Genomic DNA, 24,479 nt, shown 5'->3' on the forward strand with positions numbered 1-24,479 from the left:
ATGGCGCGCCAAGGAATGCCGTTCCGGATGACGTAGCGCAGGCCGTTGAACAGCTCACGGAGCGAGTACCGTCGCTGGCCTGCATCCTCACGCAAAAGAACCAAACAGGGCGCGATCAGCGCCCATTCTTCATCGGAGACATCAGACGGGTATGGCTTGCGGGCAGACTGCATCCCTCATGCTGACGAATACTACAGCAATGGTCCATAACACCCTCTAGGCGGGCTCAACGACGGTGCGACTGGTGCCTAAAGCAATGGGAGGGGGGCGGCATGACGCGGCCCTTCCACGTTACCGTGGCGCATGCCTGTGTGAGGCATGGGGCGCGTGGCGAGTGACGCGTGCCCGAATAAGAACGCCTCTCAGCCGGTGAATGCGAGGCCGCTTGGGCCGGTTGGCAAGCCAACCCAGCCAAAGGCCTAAGCTGACAAGAGCCAGGGAGATCAAAGCTGCGCAGAAATCCATCATGCTCTCCCTCCTCCTAGATCCGTCGAAATGGAGATCCAAGCAGCTAGTCCGACACGAACTCAGCCGCTTCACCCGAGTTGGAACGATGATGTACAAATTCTGTACGGATCATGACAGCAAGGACAGGCAGATGTCTTGGGGGAAGCTTGCAATCATAGCGGTATTTCCGGTTCCGATATGGGTAGGTGTGATGCGGGATGTTATTGGTTTGGAGTTGGTGTGCTCTAATCAGCGTCGTGCTGCATTGCTGGTAGTGGGCTAGCACCAGCTGCTGCGGCATCCGACATCCACAACATGAGCCTGCTCCCTGACCAGATGCCGCCCGTAAAGCCAAAGATCTCGCCCGAGGAGCGCCGGCGCCGAACTGCCGACCGGCTGACCATGATCCGGCTGAAGATGGCGATCGGCCGCGAGCTGGATGAGCGTGGCATCATCAGGCCCGCCGAGATCGGCGTCGCGCTGGGGCTGCCGCCGGCCGAGGCAACCAAGCTGCTGACCCGGCATCAGTGGCGCGAGGGCGACGTCGAGCAGCTTGAAGCAGCGGCGGCTCGGCTAGGGGTGCAGGTGCAGGAACCAGCCAGCAGCGCCTCGCTGAGCTAAACGGCGCCGCTCGCTCCAGGCAAGCGGCCTCTTCCCCGCCTGCAGGGCTGTTGCGGCAGCACCGGCTCACTTGCGGTCGAGAAACATTGCGCTTTAATGCAACTTAAACGAGCACATGAAACGTAATGAGATTTTTTGAGTTGTATATAAAAAGGTTCCTACAACCTCAGTCTCCGTGGAAGTCACTTAGGCCCGCTCTTCTCGGGGGAGGAGAGCGGGCTTTTTCTTGCCCGCAGCGCCGAACCAATCCCGGTAGGGAATGGGCGTGAACTCATGGGCTCGGCCGGGCGTTGGCTCCACACTCAAACTCATACCTGCACAACTCAAGGCCGCCTCATGCCCCCCAGCAAGGCGGCCTTTTCCTTGCCCGCAGTTTGATTGCGGCAGCGCTGGCTCGCTTGCGGTAAACCCCGCTTACCGCAAGTGATGCAGGGCTTGCCGCAATCGCGGATGACTGCCGGACTTTGGACTTTAGTGGTGCGGAGCACACGACGGCGGCTATAGCCGGGCTGGCGGCAGTGATGTCGAAGCCGGCTATGGCTGAGGTAGAGTTGGCGGCGAGCTTGTCGTATTGGGTGTGGATGCGACGCCCGTCCTTGAGCCGTCCGATGGTGCGCTCCACGGTGTTGCGGATCCTGTAGAAGCGCACATCGAAGGGCTGCGGGTGCTTTCGGGGCGGGTTGTTCGGGATGACGGGCGTGGTGCCGCACCCAAGCAGGAAGTGGCGCAGGCCATCGCTGTCGTAGGCGGCATCGGCGGCGCAGAAGGCGGGTGGCGGCAGGTTGGCCAACAAGCCATGGGTCGCGCGGCGATCGCCCATCCGCACGGGCGTGACGGTGAAGGCGAGGATGCGAACGGCGCCGCCCACGACTGGGTGGATCTTAGTGCCCCGCCCACCACGCGAGATGCCTATGGCTTAGAGGTCGCCCTACCCTTTTCTACCCACGGCCGAGCAATGCGCCTTGGCGGTGGTGTTGTCGATCAGTTGCAGCCCGCCCGGCGTCGTCTCGGCCAGTGCGGCCAGCATCCCTGTCCAGATGCCGCGGCCCGACAGCCGATGGTAGCCGTTGTAGACCGTGGTTGAGGGGCCATAGCAGGCCAGGCGGTCCTGTCAGCGCCGCCATGCTGCAGCATGTGCACGATGCCGCTGATCACCCGCCGGTCGTCCAGCGACGCGCACCGGGCTGATTGGTCGGCAGCAGCGGCTCGATCGCCGCCAACTGCAGATTCGACAGCCAGAAATCCCCCGCCATGACCCAAGCTCCGTCACCCAGCAGCTTGGATCACAACCAATCGCACCGCCGTCAAAGCTAATTGGTTTTGGAGCGTAGGCATAAGCTTGGACGGCAGTACTCACCAAAAGGATGCAACAAGGTCAATGCCGGCAGAACCAAATGTGTAGTGGTGTTCGGTATCGCAACGTTGGGCTTGGCCATAGCTTGAAGGAGCTGTAAGAATGGGCCATGTCTGACTTGAACTGGAGTTTGCCAAAATTCCGCAAATTTTTGTCTAAAAAGTTGAGACAGGAGGTACCCCTATGCTGCTTAGGTTTGGTGCAGCCAATCATGGATCTATAAATGAGTACGCCGAACTTTCTTTAATCGCTTCTGAAGCGATAAAAGATTCGGGGCCCATGCTTTTTGAGCCAGAGGGGCTAAAGGAGCGTGTTTTGCCGGTGGTTCTGATATATGGCGCTAATGCTTCGGGCAAAACAACAGTATACACCTCTTTATCGACAATGAGGCGACACGTACTAGACTCGTTTACTCGAACTGGACCGGCCGATCCAGTGTTTCGACGTCCATTCGCCTTGGATCCAGCAGCTGCTAAGCAACCTACCCGATTCGATTGTGATTTTCTTTTGGATGGAATTCGATATCATTTTGGATTCGAAGCAACCGACCAAGAGTATACTCGAGAATGGATGTATTACTTTCCGGGCGGCAATCGTAGAAGTCTCTATTACCGCGATGTTCAAAATCCACATATAGATTTCGGAAAATCTCTTAAAGGGAGAAACCGAGCAATCGAAGAATTCACCAGAAAGAATAGTCTTTTTTTATCTGCGGCGGCGCAAAATGCGCATCCTCAACTAACCCAAGTTTTCTCGTATTTCTCAGAAAAGATTCAGACAGTTTCTGCGGCCATTAATCTTACTAGTATCAAGAAGAAACTCGGACAGGGAATTGATTCGAGAATTCTGCAATTTCTCACGAGGGCTGATACCGGCATTATAGCGGCTGACGTACAGAAAACTTCTCCTTCAGCTTCTCAGCTTGAGTTATATAAAAAAATTGTTACTGTTATTAACAGTCAGCTCGGAGAAAATGTAAGCAGCGAACCACCACAAGAGGAAGTTAAGATATCGTTCGGTCATGCCGGAATTACAGGCGACCCAGTTTATTTGGATTTCGAAACAGAAAGTAGAGGCACAGTTCGCCTTCTAGACCTATTAAGGGGAGCGCTAGCGGTCATTGACAATGGCGGCGTTCTGATCATCGACGAACTGGATGTGAGTCTTCATACGTTATTAGCACTTGAGCTAGTGGAAATGTTCTCTAAAACTTCAACAAATAAGGGGCAGGCGCAGCTCATCGCAACCACTCACGACACAAACGTCCTGTGTTCGCAATCGATTCGGCGCGATCAAATTTGGTTTTGCGAGAAAAGCAATGTTGGCGCAACTCACTTTTACCCACTCACCAAAATCCGCACGCGTAACACAGACAACTTGGAAAAAGGATATTTGCAGGGGCGTTATGGAGCGATTCCCTATCTGGGGTCAGTCGAGGCCTTGCTCGGTCTGGAGCAGTAGGCATGAGCCGTCGGAAGCCGCCGCTGCCGCCAATTCTGAAAAGACCAACTCGCCCGGTAGAAGAGCCTCGCTTAAGGGTGACTATATTCTGTGAAGGCAAAAACACAGAGCCAGATTATTTCAAAAAATTTGCCGACGAGCATGGAAACAAGTTGGTTGTCGTTAAAACTATCGGTCCAGCTGGAGCTCCGCCGGTAATCGTGGCTAAGGCGCTCATCGCCAAACGCGACGCGTCACGACAACGCCAAGCGTCGTATGAAAAACGAGATCAAGTCTGGGCTGCATTTGATTACGATGACCGGCCAAATATTCAAGCATGCATAAAAGCTGCTAAGGACGGCGGAGTGAGGGTTGCGTTTTCAAATCCATGCTTCGAATTTTGGGCTTTGCTTCATTTTGTTGGTTATGGTGCCGCACTGAATTCTGCTGAGGCTCAACATCTTCTACGAAAACACATGCCGAAGTATGACCCAAGCGGCACAAAGCTCCTTGATTACCATGCACTTAAAGACAGGTATGAGGATGCATGTCGACGAGCGGAAACCTTAAGGCGCCAACGGGAGGTGGAAGGAGTTCATTACGGCTGCCCTTATACGGACGTCCACGTTCTAACCGACCTTATCGTGAAAAATGGTAAGCGCAAACCTTAGCCATAGACGTCTGCTCATCGAAAGCATGATGGTTTGGTTGTCAGCGCACTTGGTTTTGTCAGTACTCGCGTCAAACATGATAACGCGATGATGGCTGGTTTTGGTTACGCCAATTGCAGAGCGACAAGCGCAGTGGTGGCACGACGGAATTGAAGCAAATGATGGCGGTCGACGGTGACATGCTGGTTATGGCGTCTCTGGGAGTGGAGTAAGTTGAAGAGCTTGTCACAGCTTTAACAAAGCAGTTTACCAGAACTAAAGCTTTCGAGCCCGCGCATGCACTGAATGCGATCTTTCACGACGCGGTTGTCCTATTCCAATCTGTTATACTTTTGGCGCACACGCCACTTACGTTGGGTTGCCCCCGTTTCAGATTCAGTTCGTGGCCAGGTTTTCCCCCCGGTGGGCAACCTCGGTTGCCGCATAAGGCTCGCTATGGAAAAACCGTCATATCAGGTGCCTGTTGGTAAGGCCGGGAAACGGTAGAGCGGGCACCGAGCTGCTGCGGGAGCGAATGCTGCCTCCGCGAGCTATGACGACCACAGTAAGTGAGGAAGGCCCAAAGTTTGTGTGCGGTGGCACTTCCTCCCTGATCTGAAGCCACGCATCAGTGCGCCCGGTGACAAGTGCGCCGCCTCCCGCATATCCAGCGCGGAGGGCTGTCGATACACGGCGGCGGAGAGGATCGGAATGGGACGAGCTGTGACAGTCATCGCCGTGATGCTGGGCGTCTTGCTGGTGGGCGGTGCGATCTGGCTCTACAACCCCGACCGGCCTCGCGCCGCGTTGGAGCGCCGTTGGGCACCACCACCTTCGCAGTTCGTGGAGGCCGCAGGGATGCGGCTCCACATTCGCGACATCGGACCACGCGATGGTCCGACGGTGCTGCTCGTCCACGGCTTCGCATCCTCCCTGCACACCTGGGAAACGTGGGCGCCGCTGCTGGAGGACCGTTTCCGCGTTGTCTCACTCGACCTACCTGGTTTCGGCCTGACCGGGCCCGACCCTACCAGTGATTACTCTGACGAGCGGAGCATCGCCGTACTTGCGGCACTGATGGATCGGCTCGGGATCGGGGAGGCGGCGTTGGTTGGCTCCTCCATGGGCGGGCGGATCGCCTGGCGCTTTGCCGCGGCCGAGCCTGCGCGCGTCTCGAAGCTTGTGCTGATGGCGCCGGATGGATTTGCGAGCCTGGGCCGCGAGTATGGCCGCGCGCCGGAGCGGTTGCCCTGGCTGATGCGGCTACTGCCCTACACCGCGCCGAAGCCGCTTCTGCGCAGGACAATGCAGAACGCCTACGCCGCCCCCGGCGTGCTGACAGATGCCGTGGTGGACCGTTACCACGCCATGCTGCTCGCCCCCGGGGTGCGGCGTGCCATCCTCGACCGCGTGTTGCAGACGCGCCTTGTGCCGCCCGAGCCGATCCTGGCGACGATCCACATGCCGGTGCTGCTGCTATGGGGTGAGCGGGACGGCGCGGTGCCCGCCTCTCACGCCTCCGACTACGAGCACGCGTTGCCCAATGCGCGCACGGTGATACTGCCAGGGGTCGGCCATGTGCCAATGGAGGAAGCGCCGGAGGCCTCGGCGCGGGTGCTGCGGGCATTCCTCGATGGCACGGCAGACGGCTGACGCTGGTCGACAGCCGTGCGGCCCTTGGGCAAGCGACTATCGCAGACAGCTGGCCGAGCAGTCGCAGGCACAGCTATGCGTCAGTACGCTACACCGACAGCCGCAGCTGTGCTTCAGCCGCCTTCGGCGCGTCGTTGAGCATCGATAGTGTGACACCCAGCAGGCGGATGCCCTTCGGCACTGGAAAGAGCGGCTCCAGCAGGGCAAAGCTGGCCCGCTCGAACTCCGGCCGGCTCGAGATCGGTGCCGCAGCCGTCCGGCTTCGCGTTGCCTGGTTGAAGTCGGCATACTTGACCTTCAGGGTCACGGTGCGGCCACGGGTTCCGGTACCGTCGCAGTACCGCCAGACCTTCTCGATGATCGGCTGCAGTGCGGTCCACGCCTCATCCAAGGTGGCGAGGTCGGCGGCGAAGGTATTCTCGGCACCGACCGATTTGCGGATCCGGTCCGGCCGAACCGGGCGCTCATCGATGCCGCGGGCAATCCAATAGTAGTAGGCGCCGGCTTTGCCGAAATGCTGCTGCAGGAACGGTAGGGACTGCGCCCGAAGGTCGAGCCCGGTGTGGATCTCAAGCTGGTTCATCCTGCCCGAGGTTGCCGGACCCACCCCGTGGAACTGACCAACCGGCAAGGTTTCGACAAAGGCAGGGCCCATCCGCGGCGTGATGACGAACAAGCCGTCGGGTTTGCGATACTCGGAGGCCAGCTTGGCGAGGAATTTATTGTAGGACACGCCGGCCGAGGCGGTCAGCCCCGTCTCGACCCTGATCCTGGCGCGGATGCGCTGCGCGATCTCCGTGGCAACGCCGATCCCCTGCAGGTCCTCGGTGACGTCGAGGTAGGCCTCGTCCAGCGAGAGCGGTTCGATCAGAGGCGTGTACTCGGCAAAGATGCCGCGGACCTGCAGCGACACCGCCTTGTAGACATCAAAGCGTGGTGGCACGAATACCAGCTCAGGGCACCGCCGCCGGGCAGTCACCGACGGCATGGCTGAATGCACGCCGAATTTGCGTGCCTCGTAGCTCGCGGCGGCCACGACGCCACGCTCCCGCGATCCTCCGACGGCAACCGGCAAACCTCGCAGGTCCGGATGGTCCCGCTGCTCCACTGAGGCGTAGAAGGCATCCATGTCGATGTGAATGATTTTGCGCGGCCGCAGACCCTCAGCCATGGGGCCGGTGAGCCCTGCCGCTTGGTCTGTGGTCTCGTGGCTCGTGTTGGCATCCGCGTCGGGCAAGGCCACACCATCAGGTTGCGTCTGGAGCGCCGTCCTGCTTCTCGCCACGAGCGACGACTGACAAGGAACCATCAGGCAATGGCCGCTGCAGCTTGAGGGCATCTTCCGCCGGCGCTGTCAGCCACAGCTCGATCTCGTCCGGGGTGGTGAGGATGACCGGCATGGCCTTGGGGTGAATGGCGCCGACTTCGGCGTTCGGCTCGGTAGTCAGGAAGGCGAACAGGTCGGCGGTGACCTCGCCTTCCTTGAGCTTGCGGACCGAGGTCCAGCGCGTCCAGATGCCGGCAAAGACCGCGAGCGGGCGATCCTCACCAAAGGCAAACCACACCGGCGGGCGGCTGCCGTCCGGCATCACTTGGTGCTCGGAGAAGCTGGTGAAGGGCACGACGCAGCGGTTGTCAGGCCCAAGCCAGCGGCGCCAGTGCGGAGACTGGACGTTGCGCACATTCGTCACGCCTGGGTCAGTTTTCTTACCCTTCAGGGCAAAGACCGGCGATGGCATGCCCCAGCGGGCCATGGCGAGCTCACGACCCGCAGGCTGGTTGCGGACGATGGGCGCCGCATAGTCGGGGAACACGCCTGGGAGCGGCGGCAGATTGCCGGTCCGGTCGGCCATCGCGCGGGTCAGCTCGCGGATCGCCTGCTGGCCCTTGGTGATGCTGTAGAGGTTGCACATCGCCGGTCCTCCCCGGGTTGGAGCCCATGGTATGCGGCCTAGCGGAAATCCCGGCTACCCGGGAGCTTTGGTCCCTGGCGTTGACTGCCGGGCTCCGGTCGCCGGACCTCGTCGGCACGGCCAAGCACCCGGTCCACCCAGTCGGTGTCACCAAGCGCAACGCCCGGCTCGGTCAGGCAGCCCAGCAGGTCCGAACGGTCGGTCAGGCGGCGGACGACGAGGTGGATGATCGGCACCTCGGCATGCTCCACCTGCCGCTCGACCCGGCCCTCGGCGATCAGCAGCCGCCCCGCCACCAGCGCCGCCCGGTCGCGGGCGGCGACGTCGGTGCAAATCACCAGGTTACCGACGCCATGCTCGTCCTCGACAGTCATGAACACCACCCCCTTGGCTGAGCTGGGACGCTGGCGCATCAGCACCAGCCCCGGCAGCCGGATCGAGGCACCCGAGCGCAGGCGATCGAGCCGGCGGGTGTCGGCATAGCCCAGCCGGTCGAGCACTGGGCGCAACAGCGCTAACGGGTGCCGCCCCAGCGTCAGGCCGGTGGCCCGGTAGTCGGTGGCCACCTGCTCGCCTTCGCCCTGGTGCGGCAGCATCGTCACCGGCTCGGGCATAAGTGGCGTTTGCGCTGCCATGGCCGCGGCAGCGGTTGCAGGTGCCGCGGCAAAGAGCGGCAGCGTCTCCGGCCCGCTGGCGACCCCGCGGGCGTCCCACGCCGCCTTGCGGCGGCCGAGGCCGGCGCCGGCAAAGGCATCCGCTTCCGCCAGGGCGCCGAGCGCCTGCAAGCCGACCCCGGCCCGCCAAGCCGCTTCCTCGACCGAGGCAAAGGGTGCGCCGTTTCTTGCTTGCCGTGCCGCCAGGATGGCCCGTGCGGCCTCTTCCTGCAGCCCTGCCACCAGCCGCAGCCCCAGCCGCAGGGCCAGGCCCTCGGCGCTGGCCTGGTGGGCTTCCAGGCTGCTGTCCCAATCGCTGGCATTCACATCGACGGCGAGGATGGCGACGCCGTGCTCCCGGGCGTCGCGGACGATCTGCGCCGGGGCATAGAAGCCCATCGGTTGGCTGTTCAGCAGGGCGCAGGCGAAGACCGCGGGGTGGTGGCACTTCACCCAGGCCGAGGCATAGACGAGATGGGCGAAGCTCGCGGCATGGCTCTCCGGGAAGCCGTAGCTGCCGAAGCCCTCAATCTGCTGGAACACCCGCTCGGCGAAGTCCCGCTCATAGCCGCGGCGGACCATGCCGGCGACGAGCCGCTCGCGGTAGCGGGCTACCCCGCCGGTGAGCTTGAAGGTCGCCATGGCGCGACGCAACTGGTCCGCCTCCTCGGCGGTGAAGCCGGCGGCGACGATGGCCAGCCGCATCGCCTGCTCCTGGAACAGCGGCACGCCAAGCGTCTTGCCCAGCACCCGCTCCAGCTCATCCGGCTCGCCGTGCTTGGGCGAGGGCGAAGGGTAGCTCACCGGCTCCAGTCCCTGCTTGCGCCGCAGGTAGGGGTGAACCATGTCGCCCTGGATGGGGCCAGGTCTGACGATCGCCACCTCGACCACGAGGTCGTAGAATTTTTCCGGACGCAGCCGCGGCAGCATGTTCATCTGCGCCCGGCTCTCGACCTGGAAGACGCCGAGGCTGTCGGCCCGGCGCAACATGGCATAGGTCGCCGGGCAGTCCCGTGGCAGGCTGGCCAGGTCATGGCTGAGGCGATGGTGCTGGCGCAGCAGCACGAAGCCGCGCCGCAGGCAGGACAACATGCCGAGGCCCAGCACATCGACCTTGAGGATGCCGAGGGCGTCGATGTCGTCCTTGTCCCACTCAAGGACGGTCCGGCCCTCCATGGCGGCATGAGTGACGACCGCCAGCTCGATCAGCGGGCCGCGGGTGATGACGAAGCCGCCGACATGGGTGGCGGTATGGCGCGGGAAGTCGAGGATCTCCTCGGTCAGCTCGAGCGCCATGGTCAGACGCGGGTCGGTGGTGTCGAGCCCCTCCGCCTCGGCCAGGACCAGGAGGCCCATCTCGTGCCCCGGCCCCCAGCTGCCCTTGGCCAGGCGGGCGGTGATGTCTTCGCTGAGGCCCATGGCACGGCCGACCTCACGGATGGCGCTGCGGGTGCGATAGCGGATGACGGTGGCGCAGATGGCGGCCCGCTCGCGGCCGTAGCGCTCGTAGAGGTGCTGGATCACCTCCTCGCGCCGCTCATGCTCGAAGTCGATGTCGATATCGGGCGGCTCGCCGCGGCTGGCGGAGACGAAGCGCTCGAACAGCAGGTCGTGCTTGGCCGGATCGACTGCGGTGATGCCGAGGACATAGCAGACCGCCGAGTTGGCGGCCGAGCCGCGGCCCTGGCAGAGGATGCCGCGGTCGCGGGCAAAGCGGACGATCTCGTGCACGGTCAGGAAGTAGGGAGCGTAGTCGAGCTCGCCGATCAGCCGCAGTTCGTGGGCGATGCGATCAGCGATGTCGGTCGGGGCGCCGCCCGGCCAGCGCGCCGCCAGGGCCTCATCCACCCGACACGCCAAGGTCTCCTGGGCGGTCCGGTCGGGCTCCAGGACCTCGTCGGGATACTCGTAGCGCAGCTGGTCGAGCGAGAAGCCGCTACAGGCTTCCAACACCGCCAGGCTGTTCGCCAGGGCTTCCGGCCAGTCGGCGAACAGCCTCGCCATCGCCGCCGGAGACTTCAGGTGCCGCTCGGCATTGGGCTCGGCGGCGTAGCCCAGGGCGTCGACTGTGGTCCGCAGCTGGATGGCGGTCAGCACATCGGCCAGACGGCGCCGCGTGCGGTGGTGGTAGCGGACATGGCCGATGGCGAGTAACCGGGCCCCGGCTTGAGCAGCGATCCCGGCCAAGGTGCCGATGCGCCGCCGGTCATCTCCGCGCATGACATGGTAGGCAGCAAGGTGCAACGGCAGGGCGAGTCTGCCCCGCAGCACTGCGGCATCACGTTGCAGCGTGGCGGCGAAGGCGGCATCGGGCTCGAATGGCGGAACAGCCGCCAACACCCAGCCCTCGGCGGCGGCCAGCAGGCCCGCGCGGCTGATGCGGCATTCACCCTTGGCCGCCTGCATGCGACTTCGGGACAGTAGCGCCGTCAACCGGCCGTAGCCCGCGCGGTCGCAGGGCCAAGCCAGCCACTCGGACGCATCGTCCAGGCGCAGGCGGCAGCCGACCCGGAACGGCAGACCCTGGGCCTTGGCAGCGACATGGCCACGGACCACGCCGGCGAGGCTGTTGGTGTCGCAGATGGCAAGGCCCGCGAGGCCTAGCGCCTCGGCAGTCTCTACCAGTTCCTGCGGATGGGAGGCGCCATCGAGGAAGCTGAAGTTGGATTGGGCGGCCAGCTCGGCGTAGCCGGTCACGGCAGATATCCATGCAGCAGCCAGCCCGATGCCTGCGGCGGCCCGCTGCGGCAGATCCAGAGCCGAACCCCAGAGACCAGCTCGATCTGGTAATAGTCTCGCCGGTACAGGCCCGGCCGGAGGCGCCACCATTCGGGCTCCAGCCGCTGCGGTCCTTCGATCCGCTGGATGACGTGGCGGCCGCTACGCCAGTGCAGCAGAGCCGGTGCCCCGGTTCGCCCTGGGGAGACGACCTCGACCGGCCGCGGTTCCCGGAGCAGCAGGACCGGCCAGGGCTGTGTCGCCCAGCCTGGTGGGATGGCGGGCGCCGTGCCGTGAAGATCGCGCGCCGCAACTGCATGCTCCGGCCAGTGGCTGGCGACGGGATCGATCCGCCGCACTCGCAGTCGCTGCCCCAGCCGGTCAAGCAGCTGGGCCAGGTCTTGGGCTGCCGTGGCATCGTCCTGATGGCGGTCCAAGCCAAGGCCGGTCTGGGTACCCGCCGCCATGGGATCCGTGGCCCGAGCCTCCAGCGCCATCCGCTCGAAGCCCAGATCCGGCTCCAGCTGCCGCAGCCCCTCGGCGAACAGTCGGCGCAGGTACCCCGGCTCGCGCACCGGCATCCCGGTGCCGATCGCCACCTCCTGCACCGCCCCATCCACCCGCCAGACCACCAGCGCGACGGTGCGAGCGCCAAGCTCGGACTGCCGCAGGCCGCGGCAGAAGCCGTCGAGCAGCCGGTCGAGCACGGCCTCGATGCTGGCTCGGGTAGTGATCGGCTCCAGCAGGTTCTGCACCACGGTCAGCTCCGGGGGCGGGGTTACGGGCTGCAGCACAACCCGCCGTCGTCCGGTGACGGCGTCGAGCCGATCCAGCAGATCCTGCCCGAAGCGTCGTGCCAACGGCGCCCGTGGCAGCTCAAGCAGGTGGTGCACCCGCCGCAGCCCAAGGTGCTGCAGCTTGTCCAGCAGGGGCAGCGACAGGCGCAACGCCGGGCCCAACGGCAAAGGCCCCGCGACGGCGGCCTCAATGCCGCTGATGACGATGGGGTTGTCGCCGCGCGCCCGCGCCAGGGCGGCGCTGGTGGCCAGCGCACCGGCGATCGCGCCGCGCGCCGCGATGCCAGCCCGGTCGAGGCGCGCCTGCGCATCCCGCAGCAGCGCGTCCTCATCGCCCAGCAGATGGGCGCAGCCGGTGATGTCGAGCAGCAGGCCATCGGGCGGGTCCATGGCCGTCAGGGGCGTATAGCGCCGGGCCCAGAGCGCCAGGGCTTGCAGCGCCTGCGCATCACCCGCGGGATCGGCCGGCTGCAGGGTGAGATCGGGCGCGATCGCCTGTGCATCGGCCAGCGCCTGCGCGGGCCTCAGGCCGGCGGACGCGGCGGCCGCATCGGCGGCGACCAGGAGCCGTCGGGTGCCGAACCCGGCCCAGGTGGCGAGTGGCCGGGTGGACGGTAGGGCTGGCGCGGCCCGGCGGAGCCGGTCGGTAGCGAAGCTAGGCAGGTACAGCGCCAGGAAGCGCTCGGTCATCGCGCAGCTTGCCGAACTGGGCGCGCTATCGTCGCGGCCAGGGCCGATTGCCCCGTTGCGGCGTTCCAGGTCACGGCCCAAGGCCCGCCGGGACGGCCGACCTTGGTGCGCAGCAACTCTAGCTGCCAGCACCCTGCATCCAGCGTTGCATCTGGCTCGGCTGGGTGGGCTCTGATCCGCTAGCGGGTGGTGGTGGCGCTGGGGGCAACGCTGCCGACATCCGGCCTTAGCAGCAAGCCGAGGGCGCCACCCGCCTCTGCGGCCAGCTGCAGCCGGCGTGTGGCCGTCAAATCCAGCGGATGATGACCTGCCGTCTGCTCTGGCGGCAGGGCCAACACGGCTCCGCTTACAGCCGGACACCGCAGCGCCTCCTCCATCGCCCAGAGCGCGTCAGACCAGCGACTGGTCCGGGCCAGCACCAGCTTGGCTGGCGTCAGGCCGAAGCGCGCCAACCCCGGCGGCCAAGCCAGCAGCCCATCCTGCTCGAGCGCGATCCAAAGGACGGTGCCACCGGTGCGGGCCAGCAGCAGGGCGCACAAGGCGGCGCCACAACCGGGCGAGCTGACGAGGACATCGTGCACCGCGGCCCGCGCCAGGTCGCCACCGGGCAGCCCGTCGCAGATCGGGATGGCGTCGTGGCTGTGCCGGTCACGGATGCTGCCCTCGAGCCGCGCCACGCGGGCGCGCAGGGCTGCCAGCATGGCGGCTTGGTCCAGCGGAATATCCGAGGAAGCTGAAGGCATGAGCCGGCATCCGCATGGTCGTGGTCCGTCTCCCGGCAGCCGCCGGTCTGCGCTCAGGTGGTGTGTGGTGGGTGAGGGGGACGCTTGAGGACAACGAAGTTTGCTCGCTCGAGCTGGGCCACGAGCTGCTCGGCCAGCAGGCTGGCCGCCATCTCCCAGGCGGCGCCGCGGCGGGGGCTTCCGCGCTCGTCGAAGCGCAGCCCGTAGGCCAGCGCGGAGGCGAGCTCGGCTTGGTCTACCGGCAACAGGGGCCCGGCGGGCGACCCCGCGCGCGCGGCAGGGGTGTCGGATGGATCGGGCGGGGGCGTGTTCTGCGAATCCATGCGCCGACGTTGGCCGGACAACACGAACGAATCAAGAACAAATTTGTCGAGGCGCATCGCTCCTGCGGATCAGGGCTGTGTCCATGCACCTGACATTTTGGACTGCTCGTGACCCTCAGGGTCGGTCGAATGCCTCGGAAGAAAGGCGCGAGGTCCCAAACTCGGCACTGTCACCTCCGGCCCACTGCAGCGCTTGGGCCAAGGCACCTCAAGGCTTTCGGCTGGCTTCCCCGATCATCCAGCCTCTGTGCCAGCCTGGAATAACGGTCCTTGCCGGACAGGTGAATTGCAAAAATTTGCCCAAATCAGATTGGCCCACACAGCGTATGAGATGCTTCAGCAGTCGTTGGATAAGGCGCGTTATGGAGGTGGCGGCTCTGAGGTTGATCGGGTCGCCTCAGGTCGAAGCGAACATTAATGCTATTAGTGACATCAGCGCGCTAGCCTTCTGCCTACACTGGGCCGTGCGATTACTTCGCCGGCCGGTCAGCCAGAATTACTCACGCGCTGAGCACCAGCGGCGGCGCCGAGCATGGTATCGGGTCGACGCGCCCTAGAGGGTGTTATGGACCTCAACCCAACCCACTGATTTCGTTCAGCTTTTGCTCAGGAGGCTGGGTCAGAAAAGCCTTGAGTCAATAACTTATCCGCGGTTCATAACAGCCTCTAGCACTGCAACCTTACCGGCGCCTGGAAAACCTACCGATACAAGGCGCACCGGTTGTCCTGCCGTTGCAGGCCGCACTCCACGCTGTAGTTCGTGGAGCTGCTGAGCCGGCTCAATGAGGGTGATGACCCTGCGGCAGAGTGCTGCGCGGGGCTACTCCGGCAACCGGGCTGGAGCATTAGGAAGTAACCCCTCTGCCCTACTCTGCCGTCGCGTGGCCCGAAGCCGCATGGCGTCTCGGTGTTTTCCTGGGTCTGTGGGATGCATGGCGCACTGCATTGGAAAAGGCCGAAGATACGCCGCTGGTCCCAGACCAGAGCGAGGACGGCGAGCGTCAGAACGAGGGCGCCAATCCAGCGCTGGCTTTCCCGCTGGCTCGGGTCGAAGGCGATATAGGCCCCTACCCCACTCATGGAAATGTTGGTGACAAGGCGGAGGATCGCCATCCTCGGTCGCTCAACACCATGCCATTTTCATTCCAGCGTCAATGTACACGTATGAAAAGCCGAACGTGCGAGTTTACAGCTGCCTCGAAATCCATTCGGCCAGCAGCTCGTCAACAAGCTCTGAAAGGTCCGGGCTGCCGTCCCGCTCGAGCAGCATGATGGAGACGCGGCGGTGGGTCTTGGATCGCATCAGTATGGTGCGTGGTGCCCAATCCGGATCACTGCGCTTGCCGGGTGGACGCCCTCTGCCCTTCTGGACCTCGGGTACGATCGCCGCCGGAACGGCTGCGGCGATCGGCGGCGGTGCAGGGGCTGGAGCTGGTGGCGGCGCGGCTACGACCGGTACCGGGATGGGTGCGGCTGGTGGCTCCGGCTCCGGTCTTGGCGCGCCTTGAGGTGGCGGTGCGCTCTCTGCCTGGTCCGGTGCGGGCGGCTCGTCGGTCGGCGGCGGTTCAGGCCGACGGCGCAGCTCGGCTAGCGCCGCGAACTTACGCTCGGCCATTTACCAGCTCCTTCGCTACCGCCTCATAGGCCTTCCATCCTCGCTGAGCATTCTTGTCATTTTGGACGGCGTAGACTGGGACCCCTTCCGCCGCTGCCTTCTCGAAGGCCGCGAGCCGGGGAATCTCTGCCTTGAAGATGGGTATCTCCTGCTCGACCAGCATTTGGCGCAACTGCGCCCCTTCTATCCGCGGCTTGGGTGGCACCATGGTCAGGAGCACCCGATACTGGCCGTTCTCCATTTCCTGCAGCTTGGTGAGTGTATGGGTCAGGCCGTCCGTCGCAACACTTTCGGGTACCGCCGGAATGACCAGCGCGTCGCTGCCCTTGGTCGCGTCCCGGAAGTCCTCGTCGGATGGGTTGCCCTCGGTGTCGATGATGATGTGGGTGTACTTCGAGGCGCTCCGGGCCAGTTCGGCGTAGCCAATGACCTTGAACGGCAGTCCCTTCCCGTTCCCGCGTTGGCTCCACTTTGTGGCGCTGCGGATGCCGTCGCCGTCAACCAGCAGGGTCGGAGCCAGTGTCTGGAAGTAGGTGGCCAGATGAATCGCGGTGGTACTTTTGCCCACCCCCCCTTTGGCCGAAAGCACCGTGACTATCATATCTGTCCTTCCATGCGGACGCCCCGATGTAGTTTTATACGTACAAAAATCCGGTCACTCACAAGGACGAGCTTACGAAAGCGCGAACGGGCGGACAAGCTGCCTGGGCAGCCATACGAACGCGTGGCGGGACGAACGGGCGCGCTTTCATCCGGTTATGTGTCCAGCCGGCTACATGTGTGGCCTCCTGAAGGTGCGAACGTGCAGTGGTGTGTAAAGACAGGCAACCGAACGTCCGTCGGTACAAGCGTCTGTACGTATGGAAGCGCATAAGCCTAAGCCTATGTCATTATGTGCATTTAGAAATACGGACATTCAGAAGTGTAAGGCTGACCACGCTTCCCCTAACATAAGCATGAGCGTCCGCCCGTATGAAAGTTCAGGTGGACGAGCGTCCATACTGCCACACCTACGCTAGTCCAGATGCTCCTAGACAGACAGGCTACCTACCACCACATCAGATTTACACACGTATGAAAGAACGCCTGCTTGGCCAGCTAAATGGCTGGAAATACTGGTGCGCGAAATGCCATGCTCAAGGTGGATGGCAACATCTAAAACATTTGGTACAGTTCGACTTGGGTGTGGGGTGGCCACGGCGGATGGCAGATCGGACTACGCCAGCGCCGATCCAGTAGTGCCTTTCCGCTGAAGCCCGTGCGCAGCATCGCTCGGTGCCAACCGAGGTAGTTGCCGAGATACCGGGTCGTCACGCCGCGGCACCGCCCGTTTATCAGCTCTTTGCTCTGGCCATGGTGCGCGTTCACCCGCCCAAGCCCAAGGCGACCCTTTTGCCGCCGCTTGGTTGGCACCGAAGCGGCCTTCGCCGCCCCAGGCGTGATGGTCGGCACCACGACCCGGCGATGCTCGGCGCCCGCCTTTACCGCCGCTTTCACATAGTCCGTCGTGCCATCAGAGCAGACCACCGACCCGGCGGCGATCCGGCCGTCCAGCGCCGTCTCGATCGCTGCCAGCGATGGCAGAATGGCTTCGTAGACCCCGCCCGCATTGTCCAGAGCGGTCAGCACCGGCACCTGCTCGTCCGACAGGCCCCGCTTGGTGGCGCCCCACGCACGTGGGCGCGCGGCGCGTGGCTCGGGCGGCCTGCCCTTCACCCATCCTCGGTGCCCCTTGCAGGAGCGGACGAAGAATGTCTCGTCGGCCTCGATCACCCCGGAGAGGGTCGCGCGTTGTCCTGTGCGGCAGCCTTGAGGAAGCGATGGCGCCAACGCCAGACGGTAGCGCGGTTCACCCCGATCCCGGCCTCCACGATCTTTGTGACCGAGCGGTGGTCGGTCATGTGGGACAGATACTGGCCCCACTTCTCAGGTTTGCGGGCGCGGGCCAATGGCGTGCCGGTGAGGATATTGAAGCTGCGGCGACACTCAGTCGTGCAGCGGCGGAACCGCTGTTGGTCGTTCTTGTCCTTGCCGTGCAGATGGGCACCCGCGGTCCCGCAATGCGGGCAACGCCGCTCTGCAAGGGTGACCTCTGTGCGTCGGGCGAGGGCCACCTCTGCGACCCGCATGGATGCGACCTCAGCGACGAGGCGTTCAATGGTGACGATCTGCTCGCCGGACGCTGCCCGGATCGCGACTTCAAGATGGCTAAGACGACGAGAGTCGAGGCTGGACATAGAACATGATGTAGTCAGCTGTCCTCAGATTTGCGCGTCCCACACCCAAGTCGAACTGCGCCAAACATTTTGGGTGTAGCCGAGCATATGGCTGTCCGTTCGGCCGTTTAGATTTTGTACGTATGAAAACACACCTTCCTATGTCCTGGGTCCGCAGCCTCCGCATACTCACCGAGCGCCCCGCAGTGGCCACCTTCACCGAGGCACTGGCCCTCGTCCGCTCCGAGGCCGGCGCGGCTGATCACCACCGCTTGGCGCTCGCCGAGATGACTGCGCAGGCGCTCGACCAGCTCATCACGACAACTAAAAGTGGGAGAAGCACGTAGCCGGCGTCAAAGCACAGGCATGAAGGCGCGGGACGGACAAGGGAAGGAGGTTCGTTGAAATCGAGGCCGGAAACGAATTGGCCGTGGACGATGGATTGAGAGACGCGCGTCGCATGTACCGACGCTCCTGCCTGTTCGCATTCGACGAGGCAGGGACGCCGGTGCCGTCAGTGGTGGTGCCGCTAGAGCAAACTCCGATCAGATGAAATCATCTGATCGGAGCAATTGCTGGCCAAAACAATGGTCTAGAGCGGGTTCCGTGAGCCAGTGCGAACGGAAAACGCTCTAACGGGGACGCGAGCCGAGAGCCGAGCGTGACATCAGCCGGTGCGGTTGTTGCCCTTCGGCCCCAGGGTTCGCTCCAACCTCACTGGACACCCCCGCTTCGACACCTCCGGCCTCGGCGGCTTGTACGGCCTTCTACTCACTTATCCGAGTTGGTTCAGTGCGTCCCCCGCACTCTCGCCTGCAGGGCGTTCAGAACCTCGGCGTCGCTTACCCGGTTTTTCGTAAGGGCCAGTTTGAGGCCGTCAATGGTCCATCCGAGTGCATCATCGCGCCGGCCGAGTTGCATCATTGCATTGCCGAGCGAGGTGATGCGCATTTTCGGGGGCGCCACCAAAGTCCAATTCCGGGAGCGCGCAACCCTGCCTTGCGCCTCAAAAAAGAAACGGCCGCCTCCAGAAAGGAACGCCACGACGGTGTTTAGTTGGACTCTGGTGGCGCCCTACAGCTTGGCTATGGCAGGACGGGAGGGGTGGAGCGTCACGCCAGTCTCGCTCACCGTGACTCGTGCCTCCGGATAGGCGGCCAGCGACAGTTGCAGGCTCTCCAGGAACTGGGCCCGGAAGGCCCGCAGCCGTTTGAAGCCGGCTCCGAACTGGCTGTAGAGGGCGGACCAGCTGACATCCGTGTCGCGCTTCAGGGCGTGGAGCCGGTAGGCAAGCCAGATATAGACGTCGATCGACATCGATCGCGGGCCGATCGCCTTCAGCGCGCCTTCGCTGACCGGGACTGGGTGCTCGCGAAGCGCCTTGTAGAAAGCCTCATCAAGCCGGACCTTGTCCTGCCAGAGCGAAGGCTGGTCCGGCGAGGTGCTGATCCCCGTCATGGTGATTGCCCCCTCGACGAAGCCCCCGTTCCTGAGCACTTCCTGATCGCCGTTCATGCCGAAGAAGGTCAGGCGGCATACCGAGATCCGCTTGGCTTGTTCCTTCACGATTCGGTAGCTGTTGCCGCCGATGGACAAGCCCATCCGGCCCAGCCAGACCTGCATGGAGCGACCGAGTTCGATCTCCCGGCTACCCGTTTTCACGGCTTCGCTTTGCAGGAACAGCAGTATGAAGCGGGCATAAGACCCGTAGGGCAGGCCGATCGTCTTGCCGAGCCGATCGGTGCCGGACTGTAGCACGAGGGTCAGGTTGTGCCCTTCGCGCCGCCAGACCATCTCCTGCTGCTCCTTATGGGGCAGGGAGGTCAGGGCGAAGCCGGAATAGGTGAAGCCGATGCTCTCGGTCTCTTCCGCGAGCACTTGGTAGGCGGCCTCGACCACCGCGCGCTCATGCGCGCTCGCCGCCTGCCGTCGGGCTTCGTCGATACCGTGTGTCAGGATCAGCTGGTGGATTTCAGCCATGGCCACAACGTGCCGGGCCGGCGGCGCTGAAGCAAGTTGGACTCTGGTGGCGCGAGCTAATCGAGAACTATTAGAACTTAGCTATTAGTATGTGCCACCAGAGTCCAAGGGATAACAGGGGTTTGCGCCACCAGAGTCCAGTAACTCCGCCACCAGAGTCCAAGGGATAACGGCCGACCTGTGGATAGCCGCTCCCGGTCAGCCCGCGAATCGGACGGGGGCGGCAGTTTGCCCTCGCTCCCGGATTCGCTGCCGTGTCAGGCTTCGTCATGGCGACACCCACCCAGGCCTGCAGGACTCACCACCACTGGCTCTCTTCCGTGGCTTGTTGCTGGCGACCTGGTATGACCTGTCGGACGTGAAGCTGGTCGAGGCGTTGGACGACCGGACCAGCTTCCGCCGGTTCTGCGGCTTCGCCGCCCACGAGCCGACACCCGAGCGCACCACCTTCGTCCGGTTCCGCCGGGAGTTGGTGCGGCGCGGCCTCGGCTACTGGCTGTTCGAGGCGGTGACCCGCCAGCTCGAAGCCAAAAGCGTCATGGTGCGCACCGGCACGCTGGTGGACGCGACGCTGATCCCTTCGGCCAGCATCCAGAAGGACGACGGTTCGACGCATGCGTCGAACCGCTGGGCCGGGCATCGCCGCCGCAAGCCCGTGCACGGCTACAAGGCGCATGTGGCGACCGATTATAGCCCATGGCGTGCGCACGCCTCGCGGCGAGCGGTGGAGGCCATGGCAGGTCCGGCGCGTGCTCAACCACGCACATGGATAGCCGGGAACTAAAATCTCTACTTCAGATGCTGGGCAAGGTGCTTGTTCATCTCGAACATGGTCACCTTGTCCTTGCCGAACACCTTGCGCAGCTTGTCGTCGGCGAGGATCTCGCGCCCATCCTTCGGATTCTGCAGCTTGTTTGCCTTGATGTAGGCCCAGACTTTGCTGACCGCTTCGCCACGGGCGAGTTCTCCTTCGCCGACCACAGCTGCCAGTTCCTCCGATGGCTTGAGCGGCTGCTGCAGGGCATTGGGCTTATTGCCCTTGGCGGGCTTAGCAATCTTGGCTGCTTTCACCGGCTCGGCATCCTTGGATGCCTGAGTTTTCGGCTTGTTCGAAGTCGTCTTGCTAGACATTGCCGCGCTCCTGATCAGTTTGTTCTTGGTATCTCAAAGAAGGCCACAGGTTCGGTGCGAAATGGCCGCTATGTCGACCGGTTCCAGCGACTTCGCGCTCGCCGATGAATGCCACGACCTTCAGCTCATCCAAGACTACCATGGCCACCGGGACCCCCGATATACCGTGCATTGCACCCGCACAACCGGGCAGCGCTTCGAAGGACGGTGGGACGCTGAGGACATGGCTTCGAAGAAGACCGTTAACCTGGAAAACTTGATGGCACTCGGCCCGGAGCGCCTAGCCGCGATCCTGGTCGAGCTCGCGGACGGTGATGCCAAGGTCAAACGGCGGCTGCGGCTGGAGCTGGCCGCGCAGACCGGCGGCGACACCATCGCCGCCGAGATCAGCAAGCGTCTCACTGCGCTGAGATCTGCGCGGTCCTTCATCGACTGGCAGAAGCGCCGCGACTTCGTGAGGGACCTCGACTTGCAGCGGGCGATGATCGTGGATCGGGTTGCCCAGACCCGTGCGGATTTGGCCCTCGACCTGATGTGGCGGTTCATGGATCTTGCCGAGCCGGTGCTCAACCGCGTCGACGACAGCAACGGCTCGGTCGGGAGCGTCTTCCGGGCGGCATGCGACGATCTCGGGACGATAGCGGCTAGGGCGAAGCCCGATCCGGTGAACCTGGCGGATCGGGTGCTCGCCGCCGTGCAGGCCAGTGACTACGGCGTCTTCGACGGCTTGGTGGCGGTCATGCTGCCAGCCCTCGGTGAGGCGGGTGCGGCACACCTGAAGGAGCGGTTGAGGAAGGTGCTGGCGGACCGATCCGAGAAGCCGGGCGAACGGGACTACTGCGCGCTCGTGGTGCGCTCCGCCCTGCAGGCCCTGGCGGATGGCCAGTCGGATGTCGACGCTTACATCGCGCTGGTGCCTCCAGAGGAACGGCGCATGCCCCACCAAGGCGCAGAGATCGGCCGCCGCCTTCTCACCGCCGGTCGGGCGGCCGACGCGATTGCGGCGCTGGAGCGGGCAAGGCCGAAGCGGAGCACCGCCAAGGCCGCGCGTGACGACGACTTCCATCTCATCGGGCTTGCCGCGGACGACGCTTGGGAAGCGACCTACATCGAGGCGCTCGAGGCAACAGGCAGGCAGGACGAAGCCCAGCGGTTGCGTTGGACGGCGTTCGAGGAGCGACTCTCGGCCGACCGACTGCGTGCCTACCTGAAGAGGCTACCGGATTTCGAGGACGTCGAGGCCGAGGAGCGGGCCATGAGGCACGCCCTCGGCTTCCGGAGCTTCTCCACCGCGCTCGACTTCTTCACGGGATGGCCGGATCAGGCCCGGGCAGCCCAGCTCGTGCTCGCGCGGGCCTCAGAGATCGACGGGAACCTGTATCACCTGCTCGATCCGACGGCGCGGCTGATCGAAGGCAAGCACCCGCTGGCCGCGACCCTGCTCCGGCGCGCGATGATCGAGGACACGCTCGATGGTGCGAAGTCCACCCGCTACAAGCACGCCGCCCGGCACCTCCTTGAATGCCGGTCACTCGTGGCGGGTATCCAGGACTTCGGGACATTCGAGACGCATGAGGCATTTGTCGGCCGCCTACGAGCCAGGCACGGTCGAAAGACCGGCTTCTGGAACCAGGTGAGCGAGGCGTCCAAAGGTCGAGGCCGGTAATCTTGCTTGGTCTCTCGCCGATGGCCAGTTCGCGACCTTCGTAGTCAAAGGGCCAAGTGGGCGTAGATTCAGTTACACCTTGATCTGCTCAACCTCGTCGAGGCTGACGTCTTCGCGCCGGCGGCCGTAGAGCTGGGTGGTGCGGGTGCTGGCGTGGTTGGCCATGGCGGCGGCGTTCTCCAGTGTGCCGCCGTTCCTGAGGTAGGCGGTGATCCCGGTCGCCCGGAAGGTGTGGTTGCCGATCCTGGCGCCGATGCCGGTCACCACGGCGCGGCGTTGAACCATGGCGTAGACATTGGCCTGGGGCAGCGCCGTGCGCGTCAGCCGCCCCGTGCCGCGGCCGACGGTGCGAAAGAGCGGCCCCTTCGGGTCGGCGCCGATGCCGGTGCCGTCGAGATAGGCGTGTAGATACGCCTCGAGCGTGTGGTGGCACGGCATCTCCTGCCGCTTGCCGCCCTTCTCGCGCAGCCTCACCCAAAGCCGGCAGTTCTAGGTGAAGACGTCCTCCACCCGCATCGCGGTCGCCGCGCCGCGCCGCGCCGCGCAAAGGTGTAGAGTATGAACGCGATCAGCGCCCGGTCGCGTAGGCCGGCGGGCGTCGAGATGTCGATGCTGTCGAGCAGCTGACGCACCTCGGCGGCATCGAGCACCGGCGTCTTGCTTTTGAGGGCGCTGTGCCGCGGCTCGTGCACCGAGGCCGCCGGGTTGGTTGGCAGCACCTGGCCGGTCACCAGCCAGTCGAACAGATGGCGCAGCGCGGTCAGGCGCTGCTTGGCGGTCGGGGCGGAATGCTCGCGGGTCTGCAGCTCGATCCAGGCGGCGACGTGCAGCCCCTGCACCGCGGCGAGGCTGCAGATGCCGGCCTCGGCCTCGCCCCAGGCGAGGAAGGCGCCGACGGCTTGGCTATTGGCCCGGCGGGTGTGCGGGTTGCGGATGACGGCGGCGAAGAACTCAAGAGCGCATACCCGCATGCTCGCCAGCGGCGGTGACGATGACGGGTAAGGCTGAAGCAATGAGCGGGGCGAGCTGGTTCACGGAACGCTGCCGTGGCGCAGGTGCTCGGTGAGGAGGGCATCCAGCAGGGCAGGCGGGCAGTGGAAGTTCGTCGCCCGCAGTGCGGCGAAGGCTGCGGCCAAGTCGATGAGGTTCTCCCGGGCAGCCCGCAACAGCACGCCGATGGTGCCGGTCACCTGAAAGCCTTCCGCTCGCGCCGCCTGCACAGCCGCGCGGTCGTCGATCAGGAGCAGCACCGGGGTGCCGGCCGCGCGGGCGTCGCGTGCCAGCGCCATGGCGGCGCGCTCGCCGTCGCCGAGGTCAGGATGCGGCAGCGACGCGATCGGTGCGGTCGGCCTCGGCAGCAGCCAGGAGGCGTGGGCTGCGGCCCATGTGCGCACCGGTGCTGGGGTACGCGGCCGTCCCAGCTCGGCAAGCACGGCGTCGGGGACGACCACCGTGCCGAACAGGACCGGCAGCAGGTCCACGGCCCCGATGAGAACGAGGTAGTGCGGCGGGCCCGTATCGGCGATGACGACGGTACCGCGCTCGCTCACGCGTTGGTCTTCTGTGGTGGCGTCGGTCGGTCAGAAGCCGGCGCGGCGAAGATCCTCCAGGTCGCGCCGCATGTCCGTCAGGGTCACATGCTCCCAGGCTTCGTGCGCCTTGAGGAAGCCGTCCACCTCGTCAAGAACCTCGAAGCCGAGGGTCCGGCGGACCTCGGCCTTCGTCATGCGGCCGGCGCGGAATTCCTCCAGGACCACGGCTTCGAGGACCCGGCGCTCGACGCTGGTGCCGGCGGCGGCGAGGTGGTCGGCAAGTTCGGCTGGGATGTGCACGGCCACGGTGCGGGCGTCGTCGGGCATAGAGGCCTCC

General features: G+C 64.3%; 23 protein-coding genes and 1 pseudogene. 7 read left to right on the forward strand and 17 right to left on the reverse strand.

The annotated features are described in order from the left end of the window. On the reverse strand, positions 1–173 hold a 173-nt coding region (locus LH62_RS29915), incomplete at its 3' end, for a transposase (protein ID WP_144404767.1). 589 nt (positions 174–762) lie between these two features. Between LH62_RS29915 and LH62_RS27495 the strand changes: the two genes are divergently transcribed. Continuing rightward, positions 763–1,068 carry a hypothetical protein gene (locus LH62_RS27495; RefSeq protein ID WP_043367417.1) on the forward strand — a complete coding sequence of 102 codons (306 nt, stop codon included), beginning with the start codon at positions 763–765 and terminating at the stop codon, positions 1,066–1,068. A gap of 334 nt (positions 1,069–1,402) precedes the next feature. Here LH62_RS27495 and LH62_RS29920 read toward each other — a convergent pair whose 3' ends face one another. Continuing rightward, positions 1,403–1,981, reverse strand: coding sequence for a transposase (locus LH62_RS29920; RefSeq protein WP_082012996.1), 579 nt, complete (start codon positions 1,979–1,981; stop codon positions 1,403–1,405). Positions 1,982–2,605: 624 nt separating this feature from the next. On the opposite strand from LH62_RS29920, the gene LH62_RS29925 reads away from it, so the two are divergent. From LH62_RS29925 to LH62_RS27505, 3 genes are all read left to right on the forward strand, one after another. After that, positions 2,606–3,883: an ATP/GTP-binding protein gene (locus LH62_RS29925; protein ID WP_082013006.1), complete on the forward strand. Its 1,278-nt coding sequence runs from the start codon at positions 2,606–2,608 to the stop codon at positions 3,881–3,883. A 2-nt stretch (positions 3,884–3,885) separates the two neighbouring features. Next, complete coding sequence (locus LH62_RS29930; RefSeq protein ID WP_082012997.1) at positions 3,886–4,533, forward strand: RloB family protein; 648 nt, start codon at positions 3,886–3,888, stop codon at positions 4,531–4,533. A 702-nt stretch (positions 4,534–5,235) separates the two neighbouring features. Continuing rightward, a complete protein-coding gene (locus LH62_RS27505; RefSeq protein ID WP_201445685.1) occupies positions 5,236–6,165 on the forward strand; it encodes an alpha/beta fold hydrolase in 930 nt (309 codons plus the stop codon). Positions 6,166–6,253: 88 nt separating this feature from the next. On the opposite strand, the gene dinB is transcribed toward LH62_RS27505, so the two are convergent. From dinB to LH62_RS32830, 8 genes and pseudogenes are all read right to left on the reverse strand, one after another. After that, on the reverse strand, positions 6,254–7,336 hold the full coding sequence (dinB, locus tag LH62_RS27510) for a DNA polymerase IV (protein ID WP_043367463.1): 1,083 nt from the start codon (positions 7,334–7,336) through the stop codon (positions 6,254–6,256). A gap of 76 nt (positions 7,337–7,412) precedes the next feature. Next, a complete protein-coding gene (locus LH62_RS27515; RefSeq protein ID WP_052215187.1) occupies positions 7,413–8,078 on the reverse strand; it encodes an SOS response-associated peptidase in 666 nt (221 codons plus the stop codon). A 38-nt stretch (positions 8,079–8,116) separates the two neighbouring features. Further along, positions 8,117–11,428 (reverse strand): error-prone DNA polymerase, encoded by a 3,312-nt coding sequence (locus tag LH62_RS27520; protein ID WP_043367421.1) that lies wholly within the window; start codon positions 11,426–11,428, stop codon positions 8,117–8,119. Further along, complete coding sequence (locus LH62_RS32250; RefSeq protein ID WP_043367423.1) at positions 11,425–12,936, reverse strand: DNA polymerase Y family protein; 1,512 nt, start codon at positions 12,934–12,936, stop codon at positions 11,425–11,427. Before LH62_RS32250 ends, LH62_RS27520 begins: the two co-directional genes overlap by 4 nt. Before the next feature lie 179 nt (positions 12,937–13,115). Next, positions 13,116–13,637: an ImuA family protein gene (locus LH62_RS27530; protein ID WP_144404768.1), complete on the reverse strand. Its 522-nt coding sequence runs from the start codon at positions 13,635–13,637 to the stop codon at positions 13,116–13,118. A 95-nt stretch (positions 13,638–13,732) separates the two neighbouring features. Then, positions 13,733–14,059 carry a hypothetical protein gene (locus LH62_RS27535; protein WP_043367424.1) on the reverse strand — a complete coding sequence of 109 codons (327 nt, stop codon included), beginning with the start codon at positions 14,057–14,059 and terminating at the stop codon, positions 13,733–13,735. A gap of 1,544 nt (positions 14,060–15,603) precedes the next feature. Further along, positions 15,604–16,218 (reverse strand): chromosome partitioning protein ParA, encoded by a 615-nt coding sequence (locus LH62_RS27550; protein ID WP_043367427.1) that lies wholly within the window; start codon positions 16,216–16,218, stop codon positions 15,604–15,606. Between the two features lie 554 nt (positions 16,219–16,772). Next, positions 16,773–17,854 (reverse strand): annotated as a pseudogene (locus tag LH62_RS32830) (IS1595 family transposase). 140 nt (positions 17,855–17,994) lie between these two features. Between LH62_RS32830 and LH62_RS27565 the strand changes: the two are divergent. Continuing rightward, positions 17,995–18,180: a hypothetical protein gene (locus LH62_RS27565; RefSeq protein ID WP_043367430.1), complete on the forward strand. Its 186-nt coding sequence runs from the start codon at positions 17,995–17,997 to the stop codon at positions 18,178–18,180. A gap of 442 nt (positions 18,181–18,622) precedes the next feature. Here the strand turns inward: LH62_RS27565 and LH62_RS31385 are convergent, their stop codons facing one another. Further along, positions 18,623–18,784 carry a hypothetical protein gene (locus tag LH62_RS31385; protein WP_160299922.1) on the reverse strand — a complete coding sequence of 54 codons (162 nt, stop codon included), beginning with the start codon at positions 18,782–18,784 and terminating at the stop codon, positions 18,623–18,625. 123 nt (positions 18,785–18,907) lie between these two features. Continuing rightward, positions 18,908–19,813 (reverse strand): replication protein RepA, encoded by a 906-nt coding sequence (locus LH62_RS27570; RefSeq protein WP_043367431.1) that lies wholly within the window; start codon positions 19,811–19,813, stop codon positions 18,908–18,910. A gap of 307 nt (positions 19,814–20,120) precedes the next feature. Between LH62_RS27570 and LH62_RS30865 the strand changes: the two genes are divergently transcribed. Then, positions 20,121–20,597, forward strand: coding sequence for a transposase (locus LH62_RS30865; RefSeq protein WP_255360043.1), 477 nt, complete (start codon positions 20,121–20,123; stop codon positions 20,595–20,597). A 5-nt stretch (positions 20,598–20,602) separates the two neighbouring features. Here the strand turns inward: LH62_RS30865 and LH62_RS27580 are convergent, their stop codons facing one another. Continuing rightward, entirely contained in the window at positions 20,603–20,944 is a 342-nt protein-coding gene (locus LH62_RS27580; protein ID WP_043367432.1) for an SWIB/MDM2 domain-containing protein, read from the reverse strand. Positions 20,945–21,014: 70 nt separating this feature from the next. Here LH62_RS27580 and LH62_RS27585 point away from each other — a divergent pair, with 70 nt between their 5' ends. Continuing rightward, a complete protein-coding gene (locus LH62_RS27585) occupies positions 21,015–22,610 on the forward strand; it encodes a DUF6880 family protein (protein WP_236552721.1) in 1,596 nt (531 codons plus the stop codon). Positions 22,611–22,682: 72 nt separating this feature from the next. On the opposite strand, the gene LH62_RS32255 is transcribed toward LH62_RS27585, so the two are convergent. Genes LH62_RS32255 through LH62_RS27600 form a run of 4 tightly spaced genes read right to left on the reverse strand, consistent with a single transcriptional unit; the run spans position 22,683 to position 24,469 of the window. After that, positions 22,683–23,084 carry a tyrosine-type recombinase/integrase gene (locus LH62_RS32255; protein ID WP_236552722.1) on the reverse strand — a complete coding sequence of 134 codons (402 nt, stop codon included), beginning with the start codon at positions 23,082–23,084 and terminating at the stop codon, positions 22,683–22,685. Beyond that, positions 23,081–23,581 (reverse strand): site-specific integrase, encoded by a 501-nt coding sequence (locus LH62_RS32260; RefSeq protein WP_236552723.1) that lies wholly within the window; start codon positions 23,579–23,581, stop codon positions 23,081–23,083. The genes LH62_RS32255 and LH62_RS32260 overlap by 4 nt, the downstream gene beginning before the upstream one ends. A 60-nt stretch (positions 23,582–23,641) precedes the next feature. After that, the gene (locus LH62_RS27595; protein ID WP_043367433.1) at positions 23,642–24,160 is read right to left on the reverse strand and encodes a DUF3368 domain-containing protein; all 519 of its coding nucleotides are present in this window, start codon (positions 24,158–24,160) and stop codon (positions 23,642–23,644) included. A gap of 30 nt (positions 24,161–24,190) precedes the next feature. Next, positions 24,191–24,469 (reverse strand): hypothetical protein, encoded by a 279-nt coding sequence (locus LH62_RS27600; protein WP_043367434.1) that lies wholly within the window; start codon positions 24,467–24,469, stop codon positions 24,191–24,193. Between the last annotated feature and the right edge of the window lie 10 nt (positions 24,470–24,479).

Source organism: Belnapia sp. F-4-1 (assembly GCF_000802185.1).
GTDB lineage: Bacteria > Pseudomonadota > Alphaproteobacteria > Acetobacterales > Acetobacteraceae > Belnapia.